The 26102-nt window shown below is 45.3% G+C and carries 21 protein-coding genes; 18 read left to right on the top strand and 3 right to left on the bottom strand.

What is annotated here, in order from left to right:
• Positions 1 to 18 precede the first annotated feature (18 nt).
• The gene (locus H171_RS11930; RefSeq protein WP_100305348.1) at positions 19 to 786 is read left to right on the top strand and encodes a 3-ketoacyl-ACP reductase; all 768 of its coding nucleotides are present in this window, start codon (positions 19 to 21) and stop codon (positions 784 to 786) included.
• Positions 787 to 874: 88 nt separating this feature from the next.
• The gene (locus tag H171_RS11925) at positions 875 to 2833 is read left to right on the top strand and encodes an FAD-dependent oxidoreductase (RefSeq protein WP_100305347.1); all 1959 of its coding nucleotides are present in this window, start codon (positions 875 to 877) and stop codon (positions 2831 to 2833) included.
• 194 nt (positions 2834 to 3027) lie between these two features.
• Here H171_RS11925 and H171_RS11920 read toward each other — a convergent pair whose 3' ends face one another.
• Entirely contained in the window at positions 3028 to 3918 is an 891-nt protein-coding gene (locus tag H171_RS11920; RefSeq protein WP_100305346.1) for a polysaccharide deacetylase family protein, read from the bottom strand.
• A gap of 373 nt (positions 3919 to 4291) precedes the next feature.
• Here H171_RS11920 and H171_RS11915 point away from each other — a divergent pair, with 373 nt between their 5' ends.
• The 7 genes from H171_RS11915 (at position 4292) to H171_RS11885 (ending at position 11269) form a co-directional block, all read left to right on the top strand.
• Complete coding sequence (locus H171_RS11915) at positions 4292 to 4726, top strand: PTS sugar transporter subunit IIA domain-containing protein (RefSeq protein ID WP_100305345.1); 435 nt, start codon at positions 4292 to 4294, stop codon at positions 4724 to 4726.
• A gap of 47 nt (positions 4727 to 4773) precedes the next feature.
• Positions 4774 to 5964 (top strand): glycoside hydrolase family 88 protein, encoded by a 1191-nt coding sequence (locus H171_RS11910; RefSeq protein WP_100305344.1) that lies wholly within the window; start codon positions 4774 to 4776, stop codon positions 5962 to 5964.
• 22 nt (positions 5965 to 5986) lie between these two features.
• Complete coding sequence (locus H171_RS11905; protein ID WP_100305343.1) at positions 5987 to 6478, top strand: PTS sugar transporter subunit IIB; 492 nt, start codon at positions 5987 to 5989, stop codon at positions 6476 to 6478.
• A gap of 28 nt (positions 6479 to 6506) precedes the next feature.
• Positions 6507 to 7295, top strand: a complete 789-nt coding sequence (locus H171_RS11900; RefSeq protein WP_100305342.1) for a PTS mannose/fructose/sorbose/N-acetylgalactosamine transporter subunit IIC — start codon at positions 6507 to 6509, stop codon at positions 7293 to 7295.
• Entirely contained in the window at positions 7285 to 8094 is an 810-nt protein-coding gene (locus tag H171_RS11895; RefSeq protein ID WP_100305341.1) for a PTS system mannose/fructose/sorbose family transporter subunit IID, read from the top strand. The genes H171_RS11900 and H171_RS11895 overlap by 11 nt, the downstream gene beginning before the upstream one ends.
• A 72-nt stretch (positions 8095 to 8166) precedes the next feature.
• Entirely contained in the window at positions 8167 to 10164 is a 1998-nt protein-coding gene (locus tag H171_RS11890; protein ID WP_100305340.1) for a heparinase II/III domain-containing protein, read from the top strand.
• Between the two features lie 100 nt (positions 10165 to 10264).
• Positions 10265 to 11269, top strand: a complete 1005-nt coding sequence (locus H171_RS11885) for a LacI family DNA-binding transcriptional regulator (RefSeq protein ID WP_100305339.1) — start codon at positions 10265 to 10267, stop codon at positions 11267 to 11269.
• 306 nt (positions 11270 to 11575) lie between these two features.
• Here the strand turns inward: H171_RS11885 and H171_RS11880 are convergent, their stop codons facing one another.
• Positions 11576 to 12277 (bottom strand): FadR/GntR family transcriptional regulator, encoded by a 702-nt coding sequence (locus H171_RS11880; RefSeq protein ID WP_100305338.1) that lies wholly within the window; start codon positions 12275 to 12277, stop codon positions 11576 to 11578.
• Positions 12278 to 12593: 316 nt separating this feature from the next.
• Between H171_RS11880 and hypB the strand changes: the two genes are divergently transcribed.
• The 4 genes from hypB (at position 12594) to H171_RS11860 (ending at position 17520) form a co-directional block, all read left to right on the top strand.
• Entirely contained in the window at positions 12594 to 13262 is a 669-nt protein-coding gene (hypB, locus tag H171_RS11875) for a hydrogenase nickel incorporation protein HypB (protein WP_100305337.1), read from the top strand.
• A 71-nt stretch (positions 13263 to 13333) separates the two neighbouring features.
• Positions 13334 to 16024: an FAD-dependent oxidoreductase gene (locus H171_RS11870; RefSeq protein ID WP_166433616.1), complete on the top strand. Its 2691-nt coding sequence runs from the start codon at positions 13334 to 13336 to the stop codon at positions 16022 to 16024.
• Between the two features lie 20 nt (positions 16025 to 16044).
• Complete coding sequence (locus H171_RS11865) at positions 16045 to 16386, top strand: hydrogenase maturation nickel metallochaperone HypA (RefSeq protein WP_100305335.1); 342 nt, start codon at positions 16045 to 16047, stop codon at positions 16384 to 16386.
• An 81-nt stretch (positions 16387 to 16467) separates the two neighbouring features.
• Positions 16468 to 17520 carry a DUF5692 family protein gene (locus H171_RS11860; protein WP_100305334.1) on the top strand — a complete coding sequence of 351 codons (1053 nt, stop codon included), beginning with the start codon at positions 16468 to 16470 and terminating at the stop codon, positions 17518 to 17520.
• Positions 17521 to 17594: 74 nt separating this feature from the next.
• Here H171_RS11860 and H171_RS11855 read toward each other — a convergent pair whose 3' ends face one another.
• Positions 17595 to 18602: a LacI family DNA-binding transcriptional regulator gene (locus H171_RS11855; RefSeq protein ID WP_100305333.1), complete on the bottom strand. Its 1008-nt coding sequence runs from the start codon at positions 18600 to 18602 to the stop codon at positions 17595 to 17597.
• 164 nt (positions 18603 to 18766) lie between these two features.
• Here H171_RS11855 and H171_RS11850 point away from each other — a divergent pair, with 164 nt between their 5' ends.
• From H171_RS11850 to H171_RS11830, 5 genes are read left to right on the top strand one after another with little or no spacing between them, the layout of a single operon-like run.
• Positions 18767 to 20167 carry an L-fucose/L-arabinose isomerase family protein gene (locus H171_RS11850; protein ID WP_100307503.1) on the top strand — a complete coding sequence of 467 codons (1401 nt, stop codon included), beginning with the start codon at positions 18767 to 18769 and terminating at the stop codon, positions 20165 to 20167.
• Position 20168: 1 nt separating this feature from the next.
• Positions 20169 to 20996 (top strand): transketolase, encoded by an 828-nt coding sequence (locus H171_RS11845; RefSeq protein ID WP_100305332.1) that lies wholly within the window; start codon positions 20169 to 20171, stop codon positions 20994 to 20996.
• Positions 20993 to 21922 carry a transketolase family protein gene (locus H171_RS11840; protein ID WP_100305331.1) on the top strand — a complete coding sequence of 310 codons (930 nt, stop codon included), beginning with the start codon at positions 20993 to 20995 and terminating at the stop codon, positions 21920 to 21922. Before H171_RS11845 ends, H171_RS11840 begins: the two co-directional genes overlap by 4 nt.
• A gap of 1 nt (position 21923) precedes the next feature.
• Positions 21924 to 23399 carry an FGGY family carbohydrate kinase gene (locus H171_RS11835; protein ID WP_100305330.1) on the top strand — a complete coding sequence of 492 codons (1476 nt, stop codon included), beginning with the start codon at positions 21924 to 21926 and terminating at the stop codon, positions 23397 to 23399.
• 42 nt (positions 23400 to 23441) lie between these two features.
• Complete coding sequence (locus H171_RS11830) at positions 23442 to 26093, top strand: alpha-L-rhamnosidase (protein WP_100305329.1); 2652 nt, start codon at positions 23442 to 23444, stop codon at positions 26091 to 26093.
• Positions 26094 to 26102: the final 9 nt, after the last annotated feature.

Below are 26102 nucleotides of genomic sequence, written 5' to 3'. Positions count from 1 at the left end.
TGAAAGGTGAAAGAGAAAGTGAAAAAAACAGCGATTGTAACAGGAGGAAGCCGCGGCATTGGATTTGCCATTGCTTATCAGTTGGGCCTTGACGGCTACAATGTGGTCATCATGGCTACTTCTGCCGAAGATAAAAATCAGGAAAATATGAACACGCTTAAAGCCGCCGGGATTGAATATACATATGTTCAGGGAAATCTTGGAGATTCTAAAGACAGAGAGAATGTTGTCAGAAAAACGGTGGAGAGATACGGTGCTGTCCACGTACTTATCAATAATGCAGGTGTTGCCCCAAATGTAAGGGCGGATTTGCTGGAGATGTCAGAAGAAAGCTTTGACCGTGTTATAGGCATCAATACAAAAGGAAATATGTTTCTGACACAGGCAGTTGCAAACCAGATGCTGAAACAGCCCGTAGAGGGGAAAAAGCGGGGAACCATCATTAATATTTCATCCTGCTCTGCCGTTGTATCCAGTACAAACCGAGGAGAGTACTGCGTTTCTAAAGCAGGCATATCTATGCTGACCACCCTTTATGCGGACCGTCTTGCAGGAGAAAGCATTTTTGTCCATGAGATCCGCCCGGGAGTTATTGCTACGGATATGACCAGTACGGTGCAGGAAAAGTATGATACCCTTATTGAGCGGGGCGCATTCCCGATTACCAGGTGGGGGATGCCGGAGGACGTGGCCAATGCGGTCAGCGTTTTCTGCAGTGATAAATTCCTCTATACAACCGGAAATTATATTGATGTAGATGGAGGCTTTCATATCCAGAGGTTATAATAAGCCTGATAAAACCATGTGAATGGGGCTGCTGCAGAATGTGAAATTGGCAGCAGCCCCATTAATTCTGTAAAGAAAGGCGGACCAGATGAAACTACAGATGTTTAATAAAGTACAGTTGTATCAGATGAATACAGTTATCGTGGGATCCGGAGCAGCCGGATTCAATGCGGCAGATCAGCTGTGGGCTTTAGGCCAGAAAGATATTGCAATTGTAACCGATCATGTGGGTGCGGGAACCTCCCGCAACACCGGTTCTGATAAACAGACCTATTATAAGCTGACGCTTTGCGGGAATGATCCTGACAGCGTGGGAGATATGGCAGATACTCTGTTTAGCGGCCAGTGTATGGACGGCGACATTGCCTTGTGTGAAGCGGCACTATCTGCCAGATGTTTTCTAAAGCTTGTTAACCTTGGCGTGAACTTCCCCCAGAACAGGTGGGGGGAATTCGTTGGCTACAAGACGGACCACGATCCCAGATGCCGTGCGACAAGTGTAGGTCCATACACTTCAAAACAGATGACAGAGTGCTTAGAACAAGCTGTCAGGGAAAAAAATATTAAGATATTTGACAGAATGCAGGTAATTAAGATTCTTTCCGACGGAAAAAAGGTGTATGGACTGCTTTGTCTGGATTTGAGCTGCCCGGATGATGAAGAAAGACGTTTTGTACTTTTTTCCTGTAAAAATATTGTGTTTGCCACCGGCGGGCCGGCCGGGATGTATGCGGACAGTGTGTATCCGGCCGGACATTATGGATCCAGCGGTCTGGCATTTGAAGCGGGGGCGAAAGGGAAAAACCTGACAGAATGGCAGTATGGGATAGCGTCCATTCATCCGCGCTGGAACGTATCGGGAACCTATATGCAGGCGCTTCCCCGTTTCTTTTCCACGGATGAAAATGGAAAGGATGAGCGTGAGTTTTTAACGGAATTCTTTGAAAACCGCGATGCAATGCTCAGCAGTATTTTTCTTAAAGGATATCAATGGCCTTTTGACGTAAGAAAACTATCAGGAGGAAGTTCGATCATTGATATTTTGGTATCCATGGAAAGAAGCAGAGGCAGACGGATATTTCTTGATTTTCGCGAGAATCCCGGCAGGGAACCTGTGAACTTTGAAAATCTGGATCAGGAGGCCTTTGAATATTTAAGCCGGGCAGGCGCATGCTATGGGACACCGATAGAGAGATTAAGCCATATGAATATGCCGGCGGTGGAATTTTATCTTGGAAGAGGAGTAGATTTAAGGACAATGCCTCTTGAGATTGCAGTGTGTGCTCAGCACAATAATGGTGGCTTGGCGGCTGATGCATGGTGGCATACGGATGTGGAGGGACTTTTTGCAGCCGGCGAGGTCTGCGGAAGCCATGGTGTCTATCGCCCGGGCGGAAGCGCATTGAATTCCGGCCAGGTCGGTTCAACAAGAGCTGCGCAGTACATAGCAGCCAGGAGACAGGGAGAGCCTGATAATACGGACGAAAGTTTTATAGAAATTGCCGGAAAAGCGGTATATGATGCGGAAAAGATGGTATCGCAGGTTATGGGTGAGAAAGAAAGGCGAATCGAAGTGAGAGAGCTTTGGAACCGTGCAGCCGTCCGTATGAGCAGGTTCGGAGCGGCCATACGGAATCCCGAAAAGATTGAACCGGCCATTAAGGAGGTTCAAGAGGAACTTTTGCATTTGGGTGATTTCGCCTGGACGGGAGACGGGAAGGAGCTCTGGCGCGCCTTTCGGTTGAGAGATATGCTTATCAGCCAGTTTGTGTATCTCTCTGCTATGAAAGATTATGTTGATCATCAAGGAAGGAGCAGAGGCAGCGCTCTTTACACGGATCTTAGCGGACAAAAGCCAGATCCCAGGCTGCCGGAAGAATTTACATTCTGCCTTGATGACGGCAGCAGTGCAGATTTGATACAGGAAGTTTCTTATAGAAATGGGAAGGCTGAATTTGAATGGAGAAAGGTAAGAACGATTCCTGAAGACGATAACTTCTTTGAGAATGTGTGGAGGCAGTTCAGAGAAAATCAAAATATTTACTAGTAATATATTACTATATTACAGGTGCTTAGCCCTGTACCACCATTATAAGAAGGAAAGTGCTCTGATAGTGATGGTTGTACGGGGGGATTTAGATGGGAAAACAAATAAGGAAAGGTACATTATCATTTCTGAGAGTGTACCTTTTATTATTTGTACTATAAGCGAAAATTGTTGGTCTTCTGGTACCTGCGAATTTACTTGTTTAATTTCACAGTGTCCATTCCCTCTTTTAACATTTTTTGAATGCTCTGATTATGGGCGCGACGTATTCTCTTTAGACTGTATAAAGTATCGGGATCATTATCTATCACATTTACCCCAAATTTACAAGTCAGAGTCGCTTTAAAACCCAGGTTTTTAATGATAGTTTCTATTTTATCGTTATATCTACCATATGGATAGGTAAATGTATTTGGACTATAACCTGTAACAGACAAAATTTCTTCCTGCAGCTTTTTTAAATCATTTGATAAAAATTCTTCATAGTTCTCTGATGATTCATTATCCGTTTGGCAGCATCCATAGCGTCCTTTAGAAATTTTATGTAAATTATAGGAATGGCTTTGTATTTCAACAAGTCCGGAATGCTGCATTTCTTTTACTTCATCCCATGTCACATGAGAATATTCAATATTTTCATCACATACTTTCGAAAAATCATCGACGCTTTTTCCAATTACAGATAAAACTATTTTCATATTATATTCTCTTACCAAAGGATAAACATTTAAATAAGTACTAAGATACCCGTCATCAAAAGAAAGGATGACTGGATTCGGGGGTAATTCCTTCTTATCATGAACATAATCTATTAATTGTGTCATTGTTATAGTATTGTAATGATTTTCTTTTAAATACTTTAAATCTCTTTCAAATTCATCGGGACTAATGACATCATTTCCAAAACCACTGTTTTTTACTTGATGATACATTATAATCGGAACTAAAATCCCATCAGCAGGCTGTACAGAAGTGACCGTATGGATTTTATATATACTTTTGATTATGGAAATAGATAATAAGCTGTAAGTAATGATCAATAGTATATTTTTTAGAATACTTTTATATTTTTTTATTCGTTCCAAAATTTTACACCTATATGTTGTTATAACAATTGTATGGCTAAAGTGTGGATTAATACATATTTATTATACTTATTGTGCTCTAGTAGATTTTATTTCATAGGTTTACTAAGAATGCAAGTAAACAAATAAGAAAATAAATCAATGAGTTTACCTTGAAAAAGAAAAGAGTATTGTACGATATGTACAATTAAATTATAAAAAATTGTTGAAAATATGAAAAATAAGAGCCGAAATAAGATTTATATTGACAAGGGTTATCTGTGATATTATACTTTAGGTTAGGTAAACCAATTTACTAAAATCATATATAAAAGCAATGTACATGTACAAAATAGTGAATAAAGGTAAACCAAATAGAAAAGGAGTATTCAAAATGATGGGAATCCTTGTAACAGGGCATGGACATTTTCCAACTGGCATTCTAAGTGCCGTGGCGTTGGTGGCGGGCTGGCCGGATCACACCGTTGGTATTGATTTTGTAGAAGGCCAAAGCCCGGAAGATTTAAAAAATTCTATGGAAAAGGCAATGGAATCTCTGGAGGGAGATGAGATTCTGATTCTTGCAGATCTGTTAGGAGGAACGCCTTTTAAGATGGGAGCGGCCATAAAGGCAGAGAATCCGGACCGTAAGATTAAGGTAATAGCAGGTGTGAATATGGCTGCTCTTGTAGAGGCAGTATTTTCAAGGTCTTTGTATGATCTTGAGGAGCTGGCAGCAGCGCTTATCCAGTCGGGAAAGGATGGATTGGCTGACCTGGACCAATTAGAGAATGAGTTCGGAGAGCCTGAATTTGAGGATGGATTATAGTTAAGAAAAACAGGGGATACATTAATAAGGAGAGGAGCAGAATTAGCATGATAAAGAAAATCCAGATAGAATCAATCAGCAAAGCCCAGGAATATAGGAGAGCGTCCCTTCTTTCCAAAGAGGAAGTAGAGAAGGCCATCAGCAAGATAGTAGAACAGGTTCGCTGCAATATGAACTATTTTGGTACAAGATTTCCATCGCCGGCCACAAAGGATCATACATACGGTATTATTGAGAATATAGAGTGGACCGACGGTTTTTGGACAGGGATGCTATGGCTGTGTTACGAATATACAGGCGATGAGGAGTTTCGTATTCGGGCAGAGCAGAATATAGCTTCATTTTTGAACCGGGTGGAGAAACGATTGGAACTGGATCATCATGATCTGGGTTTTTTATATAGTCTTTCCTGCGTTGCCGGTTATAAGCTGACGGGCTCGGAAGAGGGGAAGAAAGCGGGAATTATGGCCGCAGATAAGCTGATGGAGAGATTTCAGGAAAAAGGCGGTTTCATCCAGGCATGGGGAGAGCTTGGCACACGGGACAATTACCGTCTGATTATTGACTGTCTGCTGAATATACCCCTGCTTCACTGGGCAACGGAGGTTACGGGAAACAATATATATGAGGCTGCAGCAAGGCGCCATTATGAGACATCATGCAACAATGTGATACGGGATGATGCCTCTGCCTATCACACCTTTTATTTTGATCCGGTAACCGGGGCTCCTTTAAAAGGGGTGACAAGACAGGGATACAGCGATGATTCCGCATGGGCCAGAGGCCAGGCATGGGGGATATATGGAATCCCGCTGAATTATAAGTATACCGGAGATGACAGTGCCTTTAACCTGTTTAAGGGAATAACGAATTATTTTTTAAATCGTCTTCCCAAGGACGACGTGTGCTACTGGGATCTGATATTTTCAGATGGTTCCGGCCAGCCCAGGGACTCTTCAGCAGCGGCAGTGGCAGTGTGTGGCATTCATGAGATGCTAAAATATCTGCCGGAAACAGACGACGATAAGGAAACCTATAAATATGCAATGCACCGCATTTTACGCTCCCTGATGGAACATTACGCAACCCCGGATACTGGTGAGGGGAAACCGGTCCTTCTTCATGGGGTTTATTCCTGGCATTCAGGAAAAGGTGTTGATGAAGGAAATATCTGGGGAGACTATTACTATCTGGAAGCTTTGATACGGTTTTATAAAGATTGGAACCTGTACTGGTAAATATTCAAGGAGGAACAATTTAATGGCAGTACCTAATATAGTATCATTCAGAATCGATGAAAGATTAATCCACGGACAGGGGCAGCTCTGGATAAAAGCACTGGGAGTAAATACCGTAATTGTGGCAAATGATTCCGCCAGTGAGGATCCCATGCAGCAGACGCTGATGAAAACAGTGGTTCCCAAATCCGTTGCCATGCGATTCTTTTCTATCCAGCATACATGTGATGTGATCATGAAGGCTTCTCCAAAGCAGACCATATTCATCGTGTGTAAAACACCTGAGGATGCCCGGAAGCTGGTGGCGGGAGGCGTACCGGTAAAGGAAATCAACGTAGGCAATATTCACCACGGACCGGGGAAAGAGGAAGTGAGCAAGTATATTTCGTTGGGGCAGGAAGATAAGGAAGCTCTGCGGGAACTGCGTGACCATTACGGCATTCGGTTTAATACAAAGACCACTGCATCCGGAGACGACGGAGCGATAAAAGTGGATTTGAATAAATACTTATAAGAAAAAGAAAGTCAAGGAGGGAATTATTATGACAATCAGTATCATTCAGTGTCTGTTGATCGGCTTATGGACAGCGTTCTGTCTTGCAGGCATGCTGTTCGGTATTTATACCAACAGATGTCTGGTAATGGCCGCAGGTGTAGGTCTGATTCTGGGTGACCTGCCAACAGGACTTGCAATGGGAGCGGTGGGGGAACTGGCATTTATGGGATTTGGTGTGTCCCAGGGAGGTTCTGTACCGCCTAATCCCATGGGACCTGGTATCGTTGGAACCATCATAGCGATTACCATGAAGGATTCGGGGATCGACGTGGGGTCTGCCCTGGCACTTTCCTTTCCCTTTGCGGTAGCATTCCAGTTTGTGATCACTGCTACCTACACGTTCACAACGACACTTACCAGTTATGCAGTCAAAGCTCTTAAAAAGAAGGACTTCAAAGGATTCCGCATTGCGGCAAATGCGACGGTATGCGTATTCGCAGTGGTAGGCTTTGTTATAGGATTTGGCGGTGCTTTCAGCTCAGAGGGACTTCAAAAGGTAATCTCCCTTATTCCGGCATGGCTGAGCAATGGTCTGGGTCTGGCAGGAAAGATGCTTCCGGCAATCGGATTTGCTATGATTCTTAATGTCATGGCAAAAAAGGAACTGATTCCGTTTGTATTGATCGGCTATATATCCATTGCTTATTTGAATCTGCCGGTAATGGGCGTAGCGGTAATAGGTACTGCAATCGCTTTGCTTGTATTTTTCAATGCTGGTAAGAACGGCAGCGGGTCCGTGGAAGAAGTGGAGGTTGAATTTGAAGATGGCATATAATCAGTTAGAGAAAAAAGATTATTTAAAAACATCCCTGCGGGCATACTTCCTGCAAAACGGATTTAATTATGGAAACTACCAGGGACTTGGCTATGCCAATGTAATGTTTCCGGCCTTACGTAAGATGTATAAGGGTGATGATGATAAGCTGCAGGAAGCATTACAAGAAAATATTGAGTTTTTTAATACAAATATTCATTTCATCCCGTTTATTACCAGCCTGCATCTGGTAATGCTGGAGAATCACACTCCTTCAAAGGAAATTCGTAATATCAAGATGGCCCTTATGGGACCGTTAGCAGGTATCGGTGATTCCCTGGCTCAGTTCTGCCTGGCACCGCTTTTTGCAACCATAGGGGCTTCCCTTGCTCAGGATGGACTGATTATGGGACCGATTCTTTTCTTTACAGCTATGAACGTAATCCTGCTGGCCATAAAAGTTCTTACCGGCATGTGGGGATACAAGCTGGGAACCAATATTATCGGTACTTTAAGTTCCAAAATGGAACAGATATCCAATATTGCCAGTATGATCGGAGTGACCGTTATCTCCGGACTGGCTGTAAATTTTGTGAAGCTTACGACCCCCATCCAGTATGTGGCAAACATGCCTGGTGATCAGCAGAAGATTGTGGCTGTACAGGAAATGATGGATGCAATTGCACCAAAACTTCTTCCGGTTCTGTACACAGGCCTGATATTCTATCTGATTAAAGAGAAGAAATGGACCACATACAAACTGGTCATTCTGACTATTATATTGGGAGTTGTACTTTCACTTTTACATTTAATCGCATAATCTCATACATCAGAGGAGGTGCCGGCCAGGCACCTCCTTGCAGTTGTTGGTAAGAATATAAGGAGTAATAGCATGCAGGATAAACGATTTGAAAACCTGAAAAGGCGTGCAGAAGAGCATATGAAACAATATGATGCGGTCTATGTTACGGAATATATGGAAATGAACTGCCGGGAAGAGAGAATGACAGTTTTAAAACAGGCGGACCGGCTTTTAAAGCAAGTATTTGTTTTTGAAGACAAATGGGATATGGAACCATGCCCCATTCCATATGCACTGGAGAATATGGAATGGGATATCAGCCCCAACGGTGATCCAGAGTGGATTTACATGCTGAACCGCCATGAATACCTTCATAAGCTTCTTTTGGCATACTGCTTCACGAAAGACTTAAATTATGTAGAAAAGCTCAAGTGGTATTTAAAACATTGGATTCGTACCAATCCCATTGTTCCGGAGGGCACGGAATCCACAAGGACCATTGACACGGGAATCCGCTGCATGCATTGGCAGTTTCTTCTGATTCAGATGATTGGAAGAGGACTTTTGGATCAGGAGGAAGCGGAGACAGTACTGGAAAGCATGAGTCAGCAGTTTGATTATATGCGCATCAGGTATATGGAAAAGTATTCATTGAGCAATTGGGGAGTGCTGCAAACCACAGCCATATGTCAAGGGTATCTCTGGTTTAAGGAATATCTGCCAGACAATGGAACGGAACAATGGGCGTGGAAGGAGTTGGAGCATCAGACGGAACTTCAGGTACTACCCGATGGATCCCACTGGGAACAGTCAATAATGTACCATATAGAAGTACTTCTGGCTTTTATGAAGTTATTTTCAAATACCCGAGATAAGGAATGGCTTTTGAAAAATATCGATGCCATGAGCCGTTATGTTCTTTATAGCACAGCACCGGATCATTGCCAGATTGCCCAGTGCGACAGCGATGTTACCGATGTGCGGGATGTGTTGGTGAAGGCTGCGGTTCTTACAGGTGACGGAAGGTACAAGTACGGCGGATATCATGATATGGATCTTGACAGCGCCTGGCTGCTTGGCCGGAAAGGCATCTGCAGTTATAAAGAATTAAAGGCGGTAAAACCCGGATCTCAGTCGCTGAATGCAGCAGATACGGGAAATATTTACGTTAGAAGCGGCTGGGAAGAAGACAGCCATTTTACTTATATCAAATGCGGACCTTTGGGCAGCAGCCACGGACATGCGGATTTGACCCACATTTCCCTTTATTATAAAGGAAAACCATTTCTTATAGACAGCGGAAGGTATTCGTACAGGGAAAAAGAGCCGCTGCGGGTCCTGTTTAAAAGTGCACAGGCGCATAACGTCTGTACAGTGGATGAGGAGTCTCCTGGAAGGCCGGCAGGTTCTTGGGAGTATGAAAGCTTTGGCCAATGTATGAAAAATTATTACAGAGAAGAAGGAGCGGTCCGGTATGGAGAAATGGCCTATTACGGAACTCTGTCCAAGGGAGATCACTGCCTGATCATGCGCAAGGTAATGGCGGTAGACTGCGGGATTTGGCTGATTGTAAATGACATTTGCTGCACCGGTGTCCATCAGGTGAAGGAATACTACCATTTGGATAGTTCGGTGGAGGCAGTCCCTTCGGCTTTGGACGATGCCGGACGGCAGTGGGAGCTTAAGAATGGGAACGAAAAAATGAACCTGTGGGGATCCGATATGTTCCGATCCCATCAATGCTTTGTTTCCAGCCGTTACAATCAACTGTCTGACAGCAGATGTCTGGTCAAGGAGTCTGACTTTATAAACCGTCATACGGATTGGACATGTCTTGGAGGGTCCGGGGTATTGTTAAAGAATGCTGCGGTACATCAGACGGGCAATCCGCTGCCTGCAGATTATGAGACCGTGACAGCGAAAGAATTTATTTTATCAGAACAGGAGTCCTGGATCCTTCTTATCTGGAATAGGGAGACCTGCCGCGGCGGTAAATTATATAAATGCAGGGATACACAGATCTATGCAAAAGCTGCAGCCATCCACATCAAGAAAGGAAAAAGAACCCTTTACCGTTTAAGAATTTGATGGAAACCCTTTCCACGAAAGGATTATCTATGGTATATTATTAATAAGGTTAAATTAACCCCGAATCATTTAGGGGAGACATCAGGTCGTGGAGGTTATAATGAAAAAGCTGACAATTAATGAGATTGCTGAGAAAGCAGGTGTTTCTAAGACAACGGTATCCTTCTATCTTAATGGCAAGACTAATAAGATGTCCGAGGATACGAAGCATAGAATCCAGCATATCATTGATGAGACAGGATATGAACCCAGTGCGGCTGCAAGAGCGATGAAGGCAAAGAGCAGCGGACTTATAGGGGTTATTCTGGGAGATGCTTCGGAACCATATAGTGCCAGAGCGTTAAAAGGCATAGAGGATGCGGCCAGTACCCAGGAGTACCAGATTATGATCGGCAACAGTGGACTGGCCTTCCAACACGAAAAGGACTATGTGAAACGTATGCTGAAGCTTGGTGCTGAAGGGTTTATCATCCAGTCGACCTATCGATTTGGAATGCTGGCCAGTGATTTGGAGAAGAAAAAAAAGCCCATCGTTTATCTTGATGCCAGACCATATGATTTTAAGGGGAGATATGTGAAAGGCAATAATTATGACTGTGTATATCAGGTGATCACAGAATGTATCAAAAAGGGATATGATGATTTTCTGATGATATCAGACGGGGAAGCAGACCTAAGCACAGGCTTTGAGAATACTCAGGGCTATAAAGATGCCCTTCAGGATGCCTGGAGGGAAGGGGGAACCCGTTACCTTCAGGAGGGAATCAAGTCTGCTGAGGTTTTTGAAATGCTGAAACAGGTTGTGGATATTAGTAAAAAAACTCTAATTTATGTAGCCAGCCCGGGACTGCTTCAGGCAGTATATCAGGCTGTCCGTAACTATCCGGACTACATGTCACTGTTTCCTGGAACATTAGGCCTTATTGGCTTTGATGACCAGGGGTGGACAAGGATGACAACCCCTGCTATTTCGGCTATTATCACTCCTGCTTATGAGGTCGGTGTAAGAGCTATGGAAGAGTTAATAGACTTGCTGGAGGGCAGGCGGGTAGAAGGTGAAGTTGTGTTCAAAAATATCGTGAAGTGGAGAGAAACGACTTTGTAAAACGGCCTTGTTGAGCCGTTATCAGAAATCAAATGGGCTTACGAAGAAGGCAGCGTTATTACGGTTGATAACAGCATCAGCGTGTTTGCGGGACTGTGTAAAGATAATGCTGACTATGCGAAATCTATCCTTCCTATAATAATAAACTATCTTCAAAAATGCAAACCCAGAGAAATGCTTAAATGACATTCAAGAGTCATAGGTTTGAATCCCACTATCTCCACTTAAGCATAAGCCACAAGACTAAATACTTGTGGCTTTATTCTTAACTTGGGATCCTTATCCGAACTCTCTTATTGTATTCTCTTAATATATCTGATGCCCACCTTCCAAGGCCTCATCCAGTTGTTTATCGGTACATCTTCTTGCCGCCTCGGCATCACGCGCTTTAAGGCATTTATATAAACAAAGTACGCTATCGTATAGTGCCTCTTTCCCGTAGCGCAGACAAAAGCGCTTCCAAAGCTGTGTTACAACTGGTTTAAAAGATATGTAAATCAAAGGTATAATACTGTTTCCGCTGATAACGGAAAGTCTGTGATGAAAAGAAAAGGTGGCTGAGACTGTTTCCTCAATCGAAGTGGCATCTGCAACTTCCTCTAATAATCCTTCCAGTCCAAGAATATCCTCATTCGCTGAATTCTTTACAATTGAATCCGTTGCCAGATGTTCCAATGCCCGGCGTACTTCAAGGATTGAGAAAATTTCTGCTTGACCAAGCGTATCTCCGTGATATTCCATAATGGCATTTAAGGTATTGATATTTCCGTTCTTGCCGTAATCTGCTACAAATACCCCCTGCCTTGGATGTACTTCCAAAAAGCCCTGTTTTTCAAGTTCTGCGAACCCACTGTTAACCACTGCACGGCTAACCTGCATCTGCCTTGCAATCTCCCTTTCAGGAGGTAATTTGCTTCCAACCGGGATATGCCCTGATAAAATCATGTCCCGAATCTGACAAATAAACATTTCTTTTAAGCTCAAAGCGCTAAGTTTCTGAAATTCCATCGTTTCCCCCCTCGTTCTGGCTCTGGCCATACCAGAAATCAATACCATTTTATCATACATTCTTACAAAAATTCAACAAATAAATAAGTAATAATGACAATAATTTTTTACAATATTGCCAGTTTCCATAGAATATTTTATAATAATATTGTTAAAAAATAAACTAAGCGATTCATCTGGCTGAGCCAGAATACAAAGGGAAAACATTCCTGAATTAAGACGGTTGAAAGACCTTTGAGGAAATGGAAAAAATCCAAAAGTGACTTTTGAGCCAACAGATGCCCAAAAAAAGAATGAAAAGAAAGGAGCGCGACACATGGAAGATTTTAAAGTTCTTGAGATAAAAACAAGTGTCTTTGCTGACAACAACATACAAGCCGGAAAGCTTCGTGAAGAATTAAAGGATAAGAAGGTCTTTCTTCTTAATCTGATGTCCAGTCCCGGTGCCGGTAAGACCACTACCCTAACCCGTACGATTCATGCCCTAAAGAACGACCTTAATATTGGTGTTATGGAAGCGGATATTGATTCTGATGTAGATGCCCGTACCATTCAGCAAACTGGTGCAAAGGCTATCCAGTTACATACCGGTGGTATGTGCCATCTGGACGCGGAAATGACACGCCAGGGATTAGAGGGGCTTGATACAGACGGTCTTGACCTTGTAATACTAGAAAATGTAGGCAACCTGGTCTGCCCTGCAGAATTTGACACCGGGGCAGTAAAAAATGCTATGATCCTCTCCGTACCGGAAGGAGACGACAAACCTCTTAAATATCCGCTGATGTTTTCTATTTGCGATGTGATACTGATCAACAAGATGGACGTAATGCCGTATTTTAATTTTGATATGGAAAAATGCAAAGCTAATATTAGACTTCGTAATCCCAATGCTGTGATCATACCCATCAGTGCCTTAAAAGATGAAGGTATAAAGGAATGGACCGACTGGTTAAGCAATGCAGTAAAATCCTGGTGTGAATAATAAAAGCATAACTATCATAAAAAGGTATTCATAAACTTCAATTGCGCAAGACAAGCGCGGGAAAGGAAATTATGAGTGAATTAAGACCTAAAATTGTAAGACTGGCGAAGATGGTAGGCGGTATTGCCGGAGCCATGAACAAAATCGATGAAAATTCTCCCGAATACTACGCTCTTAACTGTGTTGTAACAGATGAAATGGCTGATATTGCTATGATTATCGGACTTCGTAAACCCCGTACGTTCGAGTATGTGGCTAAACGCTCCGGAAAAAGTAAAAAAGAGACAAAGGCCCTCTTAGAGCAGCTGGCCTACACAGGAGTCGCCAAAGTATGGAAGGATAAGGAGGATCATAAAGAACGGTTTTTTGTGAATATATTTGCCCCCGGTATGTTAGAAATGATGGTAAATAACCGTGAACAGCTTAACGAACATCCTGAAATCGGCAAAGCCTTTGAAGAATATACCAGGCTGCGTCTGGCGCCTATGGCAGCAAAATTCCCGCAAGGCATGGCAATGATGCGTGTCATTCCTGTGGAAGAGGCCATCAAGGATATCTCCGGTACAAAGCCCTGGGAACGTCTCTCTTATTACCTGGATAAATATGATACGTTCTCAGTATCTGACTGCTCCTGCCGCCAGTCACGCCGTGTACTGGATGAGGGCTGCGGTCATCTGGAAAAAGACATTTGCATCCAGATGGGCGAAGGTGCCGAATATTATATAAAAACAGGCAGAGGCCGCCAGATTTCTCGGGAGGAAGCAAAAGAAATTATTAAATTTGCAGAAAATAATGGCCTGATGCATGAAATGCCCCATACCGACGGACTCGGTGAATCAGCGGCAATCTGCAACTGCTGTGGCTGCTCCTGCTTCTCCTTGCGTCTTGCAACACTTTTTAATACACCTGATTCCATACGTTCCAACTTCACTGCCAAGGTAAAAAAGGAAAACTGCGTAGCCTGCGGACAATGTGTGGAAAATTGTCCGGTGAATGCTTTAAAACTTGGCCAAAAACTCTGTTCCAAAACACCTGTTGCCATAAAGGCAGAACCTACCGCACGTGACCATATCTGGAGAGAAAACAACTGGAATGTGGATTACCGCGAGAACCGTAAAGATGTTGCAGAAGAAGGAACTTCTCCCTGTAAAACTGCCTGTCCTGCTCATATTTCCGTACAGGGTTACATAAAGCTTGCTGCTTCCGGCCGCTACCATGAAGCATTAGAGCTGATAAAGAAAGAAAATCCTTTCCCTGCTGTCTGCGGACGTATCTGTCCTCACGGCTGTGAAAGCGAATGCACCCGCGGAGATATTGATGAACCGGTTTCCATCGATGAAATCAAAAAATTTATTGCGGATAAAGAGCTGGATGGTTCGATCCGATATATCCCTCCTATGCGTTATCACCTTGGAAATAAAATTGCAGTGGTCGGCTCCGGTCCTTCCGGTCTTTCCTGTGCATATTACCTGGCAATTGATGGTTATCAGGTAACCGTATTTGAAAAGGAAGAAAAACTCGGCGGTATGCTTACCCTTGGTATTCCTTCCTTCCGCCTGGAAAAGGAGGTTCTTAATGCCGAAATAGACGTTCTGCGCGAAATGGGTGTTACCTTTAAAACCGGAATTGAAGTCGGAAAAGACATTACTCTTAATGAACTTCGGAAAGAAGGTTACGAAGCCTTCTATCTGGCGATCGGCGCACAGGGCGGCAGAAGTCTTGGCATTGAGGGGGAGGACGCAGAAGGGGTTATCTCCGGCGTTGATTTCCTTCGCAATGTAAACCTTGGAAGAAAGGCAGAGCTTTCCGGAAATGTAGTTGTGATCGGCGGTGGGAATGTAGCAATTGATGTAGCCCGTACAGGGGTAAGACAGGGGGCTGCTGCTGTTAATCTTTACTGTCTGGAAAGTCCCGGTGAAATGCCGGCATTACCGGAGGAGATTACAGAGGCTGAGGAAGATAACGTTTCCTTTCATAATGGCTGGGGGCCTAAGCGCATCCTGACAGAAGATGGAAAGGTGACCGGTGTAGAATTTAAGCGCTGCATCAGTGTATTCGATGATGACCAGCATTTCGCTCCAAAGTACGATGAAAATGATACGATCACTGTAAAAGCTGATACCGTACTGCTTTCCATTGGCCAGTCCATCGAGTGGGGCGGACTTCTCTCGGAGAGTAAGGTTGAACTTGGACGCGGCGGTACTGCCAAAGCGGACAGTCTGACCTTACAGACTTCAGAACCGGACGTTTTTGTCGGCGGCGACTGTTTTACCGGGCCTCAATTTGCTATCCATGCCATTGCATCCGGAAAAGAAGGTGCAATCTCTATCCACCGATATGTACAGCCGGGACAGTCTCTTGTATATGGCCGTGACCGCCGTGAATACCATGCGTTTGATAAAAATAACGTTGCCATCGGTTTACAGGATTTTGATACGACTCCCCGCCAGAGACCAGGCCATTCTCCTGAGAAAAAAGGCAGCTTCCATGATGAACGCATGACCTTCACCGAGGAGCAGTTAAAGAAAGAAACGGAGCGATGCCTTGGATGCGGTGCGGTAGAAATCGACAGTTATATGTGTATTGGCTGCGGCATGTGTACGACCAAATGTAAATTTGATGCAATTCATCTGGAGCGTACCTATGACACTGTCCCCAATACCTATGAAAAACTTCCTGTCAAGATAGCCGCCAACGCAATTGTACGTACCGGAAAAATTGCTGCAACCACCCTTAAAGAAAGCGTTGGCAGAAGAAGCTAACGAGAAAAGGAGAGGCAACAATGCATGAGCTTGGTGTATTAAACTCTATGGTCCACACCATTGAGCGTATTGTAAAGGAGCAGAATGTAACAGAGGTCCACAAGCTTGTCATCGAGGTTGGAGAGCTTTCCGGTATTGTGCCCAGATACTTAGAGCAAAGCTGGCCCGCAGCCTCCTATAAGACTTTTATGGAAAAAACAGAGCTGGAGCTTATCGTCATTCCCGGTATTGTGAAATGCAAAGGCTGCGGCAGGGTATTTAACGCCGTTTACAGTGATTTAAATTGCCCTGACTGCGGCAGTATGGATATGGAAATCCTGGAGGGCGACGACATGATAATTAAGGAAATCGTGTGTAACTAAAGGATTCTAAGGTTGAAATGACGGAGGCTTTGGAAAAAGGAATAGTAAAGAAATAGAAGAGTGAAACAAGGAGGAATGGGAATGTTTGTGTTTTCAGAAAGTGTTCCGACAATATTGGTTTTACTGGTATGGCTTGGGGTGTTTATATCATTGTTTGCCGCAAATGAATTGAGCCGCCGTTTTAAATGGGTGGGGTTTGGCTGCTTTGTTGTGCTTCCTGTTGTTTTAACCGTTTTATGGGTGACAACGTTAAAGGATACATCTTATATGGACTGGTTTCATCTGGCAAAGGTTTACTCTTCAACAGCGGGGTGTATTGGTTTTTGGTGTATCCGTCATATCAAAAAGCTGCAGCATAATAAAATTGCGTTGTGTTTCCCGCCGTTAATTCTGGCGATCAATATCCTGGAGGCCTGTTTCCGCGATTTTGAAGTAAGCCAGTATGTGACACCGGTTATGGAGTATATGAACAATCAGGTTCAGTACTATATCGGCGGTCCATGGAATGTCATGAACGGGATCGCAGGTCTTTTAAATATTGTGACCATTACAGGCTGGTTTGGAATCTGTATCCGAAAGAAGACCAGTAGGGATAAAAGCCAGGATATGCTCTGGCCCGATATGATGTGGTTCTGGATAATCGCCTATGATTTGTGGAATTTTGCTTATACCTATAACTGCCTTCCGACTCATGCATGGTATTGCGGATTAGCACTTTTACTGGCCCCTACTATTTGTGCATTTACAGTGGGAAAAGGGGCATGGCTGCAGCATCGTGCCCAAACGCTGGCACTGTGGTGTATGTTTGCCCAGACGTTTCCGGTATTTCAGGATGCCAGCAGTTTTCTGGTGCATTCCCGATCCAGTAAGGCTATTGCAGAAGCAGCAATACAGGAAGGAATGCTTTCCTCTGACGGGTATACGGTTTTGACCGGAACAGGAATCCAACCGGTGGCAGGGGTATCACCGGATACTACTTTTTTATTTATTATGAGTTTACTGGCTCTTCTTGCAAATATCGGAGTATTTGTATATATGATTCACAGAATGTATAAGACAAGGAAAAATCCATATACCGGAGAGTTATATACGGATCATAAGAAGTATCAGGAGATTAAGGCTTTGGCAGAGTAAATGAAACGGCAGGAAACGAAAAATCACTGAATAATCAGGGATTTGATCGTTTCCTGCTGTTTTTTCCTTCTGCTTTAGGCAGAATTTCTCCGGATTAAAGTCGTGGCAATTTCCAGTTTCACGGAGGTGGCATCAGGCTCCTCCAAGCGGCTGATGAGTCTGTTAGCAGCCATTTTTCCCATATAATGCTTAGGGACATGAATGGTAGTGAGGGCTGGATCTACAATAATTCCCGCAGGGATGTTGTCAAAGCCCACGATAGAGATATCCTCCGGTATCCGGTAGCCATGCTGCTTCAATGCCTTAAGGGCGCCCAGGGCGATTAAATCATTGTCAGCAAAGTAGCAGGGAGCCAGAGGTTCCTGACTTTTAAGGATTTCCAGCATATCCGCATAAGCTCCTTCTATGGAAGGAGTGACCGAGTGGACAATGCTGTTGGAGGCGGCCATTCCATAGGTGTGAATTGCCTTAAAGAAGCCGGAATTCCGTTCTGCAAAATTTCCGATCGGGTAAGAAGAATGGAGATAGCCAGGCTGTTTTCCTGTGGTTTTTATTAAGTAAGAAGCGGCAAGAAAAGCCCCCTGGATGTTGTTGATAATGATGCTGTCGCAGGGAACCGTTTCAAAATAGCTGTCCAGTAAGACGATCGGGATCGTGAGCGCCCGAAAAGGAAGAAAATCTTCAGGTGTCATTTCGGTTCCCAAAAGGATGATTCCTGTACAGCCGGAGTAGAGCATATCTTTTAATCGATTTTCAATATTCCCTTCCTCTCCGTATAAATAACGGATTTCCATCTTGTAATTGTTTTTCTGGCAACCGGCCGCGATTCCTTCGGAAAGCTCCTGAAAAAAAGGATTGCTTCCAACGATAGCTCCGTGTTTTTTATAAATAATTAAGTAAATGCTGCTCACGTCCCTTGGGCGAAATGTGTGACGGGTCAAATCGTAGTCATACTTCTGGGCTGTTTCGATGACCCTCCTTCTTGTTTCCGTGCTGACGCCTGGTTTGTTATTTAATGCCATGGATACGGCGGCAGCTGAAAGGTTTAATATTTTAGCCAGCTCTTTTGCGGTAATTCCCATACATGTACCTCCTGATAGATATTATTATGGTCTATTAAGTGGAAAAAGGCAATAATTAAGTTAAAAATTCATTAATAAATACTGAATATCATAATGAAATTAAGTTAAGTAATCTGTATAATTTATACAGATGAAAAGATTGTTCAGCAGAAAGGATGGATTTTATGGCGACTATAAAACTGGGGTTCGCCCCCACAAGAAGGAGCATTTTCAGCGCCCCGGATGCAATAAAGTACAGGAATTTGACGGCGGGAAGACTTGAGGAACTGGGAGTTTCTTTCGTGGACATTACGGATATGAACGAAGAAGGGCTTCTCTACGATGACAGCCATGTAAAAATCATAGCTGAAAAGTTCAGGGATGAAGGAATCGATGGCCTGTTTCTCCCTCATTGCAACTTCGGAACAGAATACGTTTGCGCGAGACTGGCAAAGGAGCTTGGAGTTCCGGTCCTGATTTGGGGACCCAGGGACGAGAGGCCTGACGAGAATGGTATTCGCCTGCGGGACAGTCAATGCGGCCTCTTTGCCACAGGAAAGGTGTTGAGAAGATTTAAGGTTCCCTTTACTTATCTGACAAACTGCCGCCTGACGGACCCGGAATTTGAGCGGGGAATCCGTGATTTTCTGGCGGTCTGTAACGTAGTAAAAGTATTTAAAAATACAAGAATCCTGCAGATAGCCCCCAGGCCTTTTGATTTCTGGACCACCATGTGCAACGAAGGCGAGTTGCTGGAACGGTTCAACATACAGCTGTCCCCTATTCCTATGCCTGAATTAACCTCCGAGATACGACAGGTAAAAGAGGAGAGGACAGAAGTTGAAAAGATAATAAAGGGCTGCAAAGAGTCCATGAATATTAAAATCAGTGAAGAGGCACTGTTAAATGTCGCGGCATTAAAGGCCGCCATGAAAAACCTGGCGGTTAAGTACGGCTGCAATGCGATTGCCATTCAGTGCTGGAATGCCCTTCAGGGAGAAATCGGCATTATGCCTTGCGGAGCCAATTCCCTGTTAAATGAAGAAGGAATCCCGGTGGTTTGTGAGACAGACATTCACGGGGCGGTTACCGCAGTTATGGCAGAGGCGGCGGGCATGGATGAATGCAGAAGCTTTTTTGCGGACTGGACCGTAAGACATCCGGATAACGAAAATGGAGAATTGCTTCAGCACTGTGGTCCATGGCCTATTTCCGTTGCGAAAGAAAAGCCGACCCTGGGCTACCCCCTGGCATTTAATCATCCGGGAGCTGTGGAGGCAGAGGCAAAGCATGGTGAGATGACCTTGTGCCGGTTCGACGGGGATAACGGGGAATACTCTCTTTTACTTGGAAAGGCGAAGGGAATTGATGGTCCATATACGAAAGGCACTTATGTATGGGTAGAGGTAGCGAACTTAAAGAAGCTGGAAGCAAAGCTGGTGGAAGGGCCTTATATTCATCACTGTGTAGGAATCCATAAGGACATTGTTCCGGTCTTGTACGAAGCCTGCAAGTACATAGGCGTGAAACCGGATTTATACGATGACAACGAGGAAGAGATCAGGGCCTATTTAAGAGGAGAATGATATGGATGGACTAAAGGCAAAGACCTATGAACTGAGAAAATCGGTGGTTGATATGATTATGGAAGGGAAAGGGGGCCACATCGGCGGAGATATGAGCGTCATGGATATATTGGCCGTGCTGTATTTCCGCCAGATGAACATAAGCCCGGAGCAGATGAAAGATGAGAACCGGGACCGGTTTGTGCTTAGCAAAGGACATTCCGTGGAAGCTCTGTATGCAGTTCTTGCGGCAAAAGGTTTTTTCCCTATGGAAGAAGTTATAAAGAATTTTTCAAAATTCGGCTCCAGGTTTATTGGGCATCCCAACAACAAGCTTCCGGGCATTGAGATGAATTCCGGCTCACTGGGCCACGGACTGCCTGTCTGTGTAGGAATGGCTCTGGCAGGAAAGATGGACGGGAGGACCTACCGGGTCTATACGGTTATGGGCGACGGAGAGCTGGCGGAAGGATCAGTATGGGAAGGGGCCATGGCTGCCAGCCAGTTTAAGCTGGATAATCTCTGTGCCGTTGTGGACCGCAACCGCCTCCAGATTTCCGGGAATACAGAGGAGGTCATGGGACATGATGACCTTGATGATCGTTTTAAAAGCTTTGGCTGGCATGTAATCGACGTGGCGGATGGAAACGATGTGGAGAAACTGAACGACGCATTTGAACAGGCAAAGACAGTAAAGGGAAGGCCCAGCGTTCTGATTGCCAACACGGTTAAGGGGTGTGGTTCCCCGATTATGGAAAATAAGGCGGACTGGCATCATAGGGTGCCCACTGGGGAAGAGTATGAGACCATTATGGCTGATTTGGAAATGAGAAGGGAGGCGGCAGTATGAATCAAATACCCAACAGACAGGCGATATGTGAGACATTGTCAGCGCAGGCAAAGGAAGATCATGATATCATAGTCTTGTGCAGCGATTCACGGGGAAGCGCATCCCTGGCCCCATTTGCCCAGGCTTACCCGGAGCAGTTTGTGGAAACAGGAATTGCGGAGCAGAATCTGGTCAGCATTTCGGCCGGACTGGCAAAATGCGGGAAGAAGGCATTTGCTGCTTCTCCGGCTTGCTTTTTGTCTACCAGAAGTTATGAGCAGGCGAAGATAGACTGTGCCTATTCTGACACGAACGTGACTTTAATCGGAATCAGCGGCGGGGTCAGTTATGGAGCTCTGGGAATGAGCCATCATTCCGCTCAAGACATTGCAGCTATGGCCGCAATTCCCAATATGAGAGTTTATCTGCCCAGTGACAGGTTCCAGACAAAACGGCTGATTGAGGAATTGTTAAAGGATCAGAAGCCTGCCTACATACGGGTGGGGAGAAATGCGGTGGAAGACATTTACACGGAGGAGAACTGCCCCTTTGAGCTGGACCGGGCCAATGTTCTTACCCAGGGAACGGATATTGCAGTCATTGCCTGCGGGGAGATGGTAAAGCCGGCGCTGGAGGCCGCAGAGCTGTTAAAGAAAAGCGGAATTTCAGCATCCGTTATTGATATGTACTGTGTAAAGCCTTTGGACCAGGAAGCAGTATTACATGCGGCAGAACATGCTGGAGCAATCATTACTGTGGAGGAGCATTCCCCATATGGAGGGCTGGGCTCCATGGTCAGCCAGGTAATCGCAGCCCACTGCCCAAAGAAGGTGATCAATTTGGCTCTTCCCGACGCTCCTGTCATCACGGGAACCTCTAAAGAAGTATTCGAGTACTACGGACTTACTGCAGAAGGAATCGCAAAACAGGCAAGGGAGCTGATTTAATATGGCAAAATATATTCTGGCGGTGGACCAGAGCACTCAGGGAACGAAGGCTCTCCTTTTTGATGAGCATGGGAAACTGGTAAAAAGGGAGGATGTGCCCCACAGGCAGATCGTAAGCGAAGAGGGTTACGTTTCCCATGATCCGGAGGAAATCTACCAAAACACGTTAATAGTGGTACGAAAGCTTATGGAAACATCAGGGGTTCCTAAAAATGAGATTGCCGGTCTGGGAATCAGCAATCAGCGGGAAACTGCTCTTGTGTGGGATAAGAAAACAAGGAAACCGCAAGCCTTGGCAATCGTATGGCAATGCGCCAGGTCAAGGGACATCTGCAAAAGAATGGAAGAGACCGTTGATCCGGAAATCATACGGAATAAGACAGGATTGATCCTTTCCCCTTATTTTCCTGCTTCAAAATTTAAATGGCTTCTGGAACATGTTGATGGTCTGAAGGAACGGGCGGAGAAGGAGGAGCTGTGTTTCGGAACTGTGGATACGTGGCTGGTTTACCGTCTGACAGGCGGAACTTCTTATAAAACAGACTTTTCAAACGCTTCCCGGACGCAGCTTTTTAATATCAGGGATTTGATCTGGGATCAGGAGCTCTGCAAAATATTCGGTTTAAAAAGCCGGTGGCTGGCGGAAATTTCCGATTCGGACTCATGCTTTGGAATGACGGACTTTGAGGGATTGTTTGACGCACCTATTCCCATACACAGCGTGATGGGGGATTCCCACGGCGCGCTGTTTGGCCAGGGCTGTTTAAAAAAAGGCATGACAAAGGCAACTTATGGAACCGGATCTTCCATCATGATAAATACGGGAAACGAACCGGTGTTCAGTACCCATGGAGTAGTGACTTCCTTAGCCTGGCGCATGGGCGGAAAGGTGAACTATATTCTGGAAGGTAACATCAATTATACGGGCGCGGTGATTACCTGGCTGAAAGAAAAGATGAACATGATTTCCACCCCGGAGGAGACGGAGCAGATTGCAGCTGCTGCCGACCAAAATGATAAGGTCTACTTAATCCCGGCCTTCACCGGCTTAGGAGCGCCATATTGGAACAGCCGTGCCACCGCTTCCATCAGCGGAATGACAAGGACCACAGGCCGGGCGGAAATCGTCAGGGCGGGACTGGAAAGCATTGGCTACCAGATTGCCGACGTAATCCAGGCTATGTGTGAGGACATGAACTGCATCATACCAGAACTGAGGGTGGACGGAGGACCCACGGAAAACCAGTTCCTGATGCAGTTTCAAAGCGACATTCTGGAGACAAGTGTGCGTGTCTCCGAGACAAAGGAGCTCTCCGGAATGGGAGCTGCTTTCGCCGCAGGCCTTTCCCTCGGCGTCTATCAGGAAGATATATTTGAAAAAATGAAAGCAAAGCAATATAATCCATGTATGGAGCCAGAAGTTAGAGCTAAGAAATATGAGGGCTGGAGAGAAACAGTCAGGAAGATTCTGGCTTAAACACAGTGGACTGGACAACGATAACGGAATGGGAGAGAAAGCATGCTGAAAGTGTCGGAATTAACAATTGAATATTTGAAAAATCCGGTGGGTCTGGACGGCAGGCCGTGGTTTGGCTGGATTCTTTGCAGTGACAAAAAAAATGTAAACCAGGAGGCGTACAGGCTGGAGATTGCCGTGGATGATGTCTTTGAAACCATAGTTTACGAAAGCGGCTGGGTTAAGAGCAGGGAGTCCATCCATGTGGAGGCGGCCGGGTTTTGTCCCGCTTCCTGTAAAAAATATTTTGTCCGGGTACAGGTGCAGGATGGAGAGGAAGAAAGCAGCTTCAGTGAACCGGCGTTTTTTGTCACTGCAGTCTTAAAACAAGACCAGTGGAAGGCGCAGTTCATTACTGCGGAAGGACCGGAGGATAAAGACTCCTCGGGAAGCACTTATCTGCGAAAGGAGATCGAAATCAGCGGTGAAGTGCTGGAAGCTTATGCATGCACCACAGCACTGGGGCTGTATCATTTCTATATAAACGGACATAAGGTGGGCCTGGACGAGATGACCCCTGGCTGGACCTCCTATCAGAAGCATTTGTGTTATCAGACCTATGAGGTTACGGATCTGCTGAAACAGGGAGCCAATGCATTGGGAGCTTTGGTTGGTGCAGGATGGTATAAAGGGAAAATGGGCTTTCTTCATCTGCGCAATAATTACGGAGACCAGGCGTCTTTTCTGATGCAGCTGGTGGTCCGCTACCGGGACGGAAGAGAAGAGACGTTTTTTACGGAAGAAAGCTGGCTGGGACATGAGGGTCCTGTGACTTTTTCTGAGATTTATGACGGGGAGATTTATGACGCCGGCATGGAAATTGAGAATTGGAACTGTCCTGGTTACCGCGCGGACGGCTGGAAGGGGGTACAAACGGCAGAGTTTCCAAAGAGTGCTCTGACCGCCCAGGCAGGTTCGAAGGTGAGGGTCATAGAGACTCTGGAGGCAAGGAGTATTTTTCAGACTCCACAGGGAGACCGGGTCATTGATTTCGGACAAAACTTAACGGGCTGGGTACGGTTTAAGGTGCGGGGAAGGACAGGAGAAGAGGTAAGATTTCAATGTTTTGAGATGCTGGATTCTTCAGGTAATGTTTATACAGCCAATCTAAGGTCGGCAAAACAAGAAATCCGCTATATCTGCAGAGGAGAAGGCGAAGAAAACTATCATCCCCATTTCACCTTCCAGGGCTTTCGGTATGTTCATGTCCTGGATTGGCCGGGGGAACTGAAGGAAGAAGATGTGGCGGCCTGCGTCCTGCATTCGGACATGGAAGAAACCGGAGAATTTTCCTGTTCCAATCCTTTGGTAAACCAGCTTCACAGCAACATTAAGTGGAGCATGAAAGGAAATTTTCTGGATATTCCCACGGACTGCCCCCAGAGAGATGAGAGAATGGGCTGGACGGGAGATGCACAGATTTTTTGCCGTACATCCTGTTATCTGATGAATACCTATACGTTTTTCAGAAAATGGCTGAAAGATGTGGCTGCGGACCAGACGCCGGAAGGGGGAGTTCCCCATGTTGTGCCGGACATCATAAGCGGCAGGGAAAAAGACGACTGGCTGCTTTCAAAGGGCACCCATTCCGCGGCAGCCTGGGCTGATGTGGCCGTGATCAACCCATGGAACTTATATCTGATGTATGGGGATACGTTCATATTGGAAGAGCAGTATGACAGCATGAAGCAATGGATCGGGTTCATGAGAAAACATACCAGGGATCATATCTGGAATTATAAGCTGCAGTTTGGAGACTGGGTGGCACTTGATGCAGAGGAGGGCAGCTATTTCGGAGCAACGCCCAATGATCTGACCTGTACCGCATATTATGCATACTCGACAGGACTGTTTGCGAAAATAGCTTTGATTCTTCAGCGGGAAGAGGATGCTATAGAGTATGAAGCATTGTATGGGGAAATCGTAAAGAAGTTTCAGAGCACATTTTTTAAAAGTGACGGAAGCATGACGGCTATGACCCAGACCGCCCATATTCTGGCTCTGCATTTTAATCTTGTTCCGGAAGCATACAGGCAGAAGACGGCTGAGCAGCTGGTTACACTCCTTGAGAAAGAAGGAGGACATCTGGTGACCGGTTTTGTGGGCACGCCCTATTTCCTGCATGCACTAAGTGGAAATGGTTATGCGGATAAGGCCTATGAGCTGCTTTTGAAGGAAGATTTTCCTTCCTGGCTGTATCAGGTCAAGAGGGGGGCGACCACTATTTGGGAGCATTGGGACGGCTTAAAGCCGGATGGAACCATGTGGAGTCCGGATATGAACTCTTTTAATCACTATGCCTATGGAGCGGTGGGAGAATGGCTGTACCGCTCTGTTCTGGGAATTGAAACGGATGAGGCTTGTTCCGGATACCGGCGTATCATCATCAGCCCCCAGACAGGTGACGCCTTAGCATATGCAAAAGGATCATATAAAAGTGCTCTTGGAATGATCCGGGTCAGCTGGGAAAAAACGCAGACGCCGGGAGAGCGAAGGCTTGCATTTACCGTGCCTGCCAATGCAGCGGTTACAATACGCCTGGAAAAAGGGGCGGTGCCGTCTGAAACCGCTGGTCTTGCTTTTCAGCTTGAGGCTGGATGTATGACGGCCGAAACAGGCTCCGGCAGCTTTGAAATATGTTACAGAAAACAGTGAGGAGGAGAA

This window comes from [Clostridium] celerecrescens 18A (assembly GCF_002797975.1).
Classification (GTDB): domain Bacteria; phylum Bacillota; class Clostridia; order Lachnospirales; family Lachnospiraceae; genus Lacrimispora; species Lacrimispora celerecrescens.
This window is presented reverse-complemented; position numbering and strand designations above follow the sequence as displayed.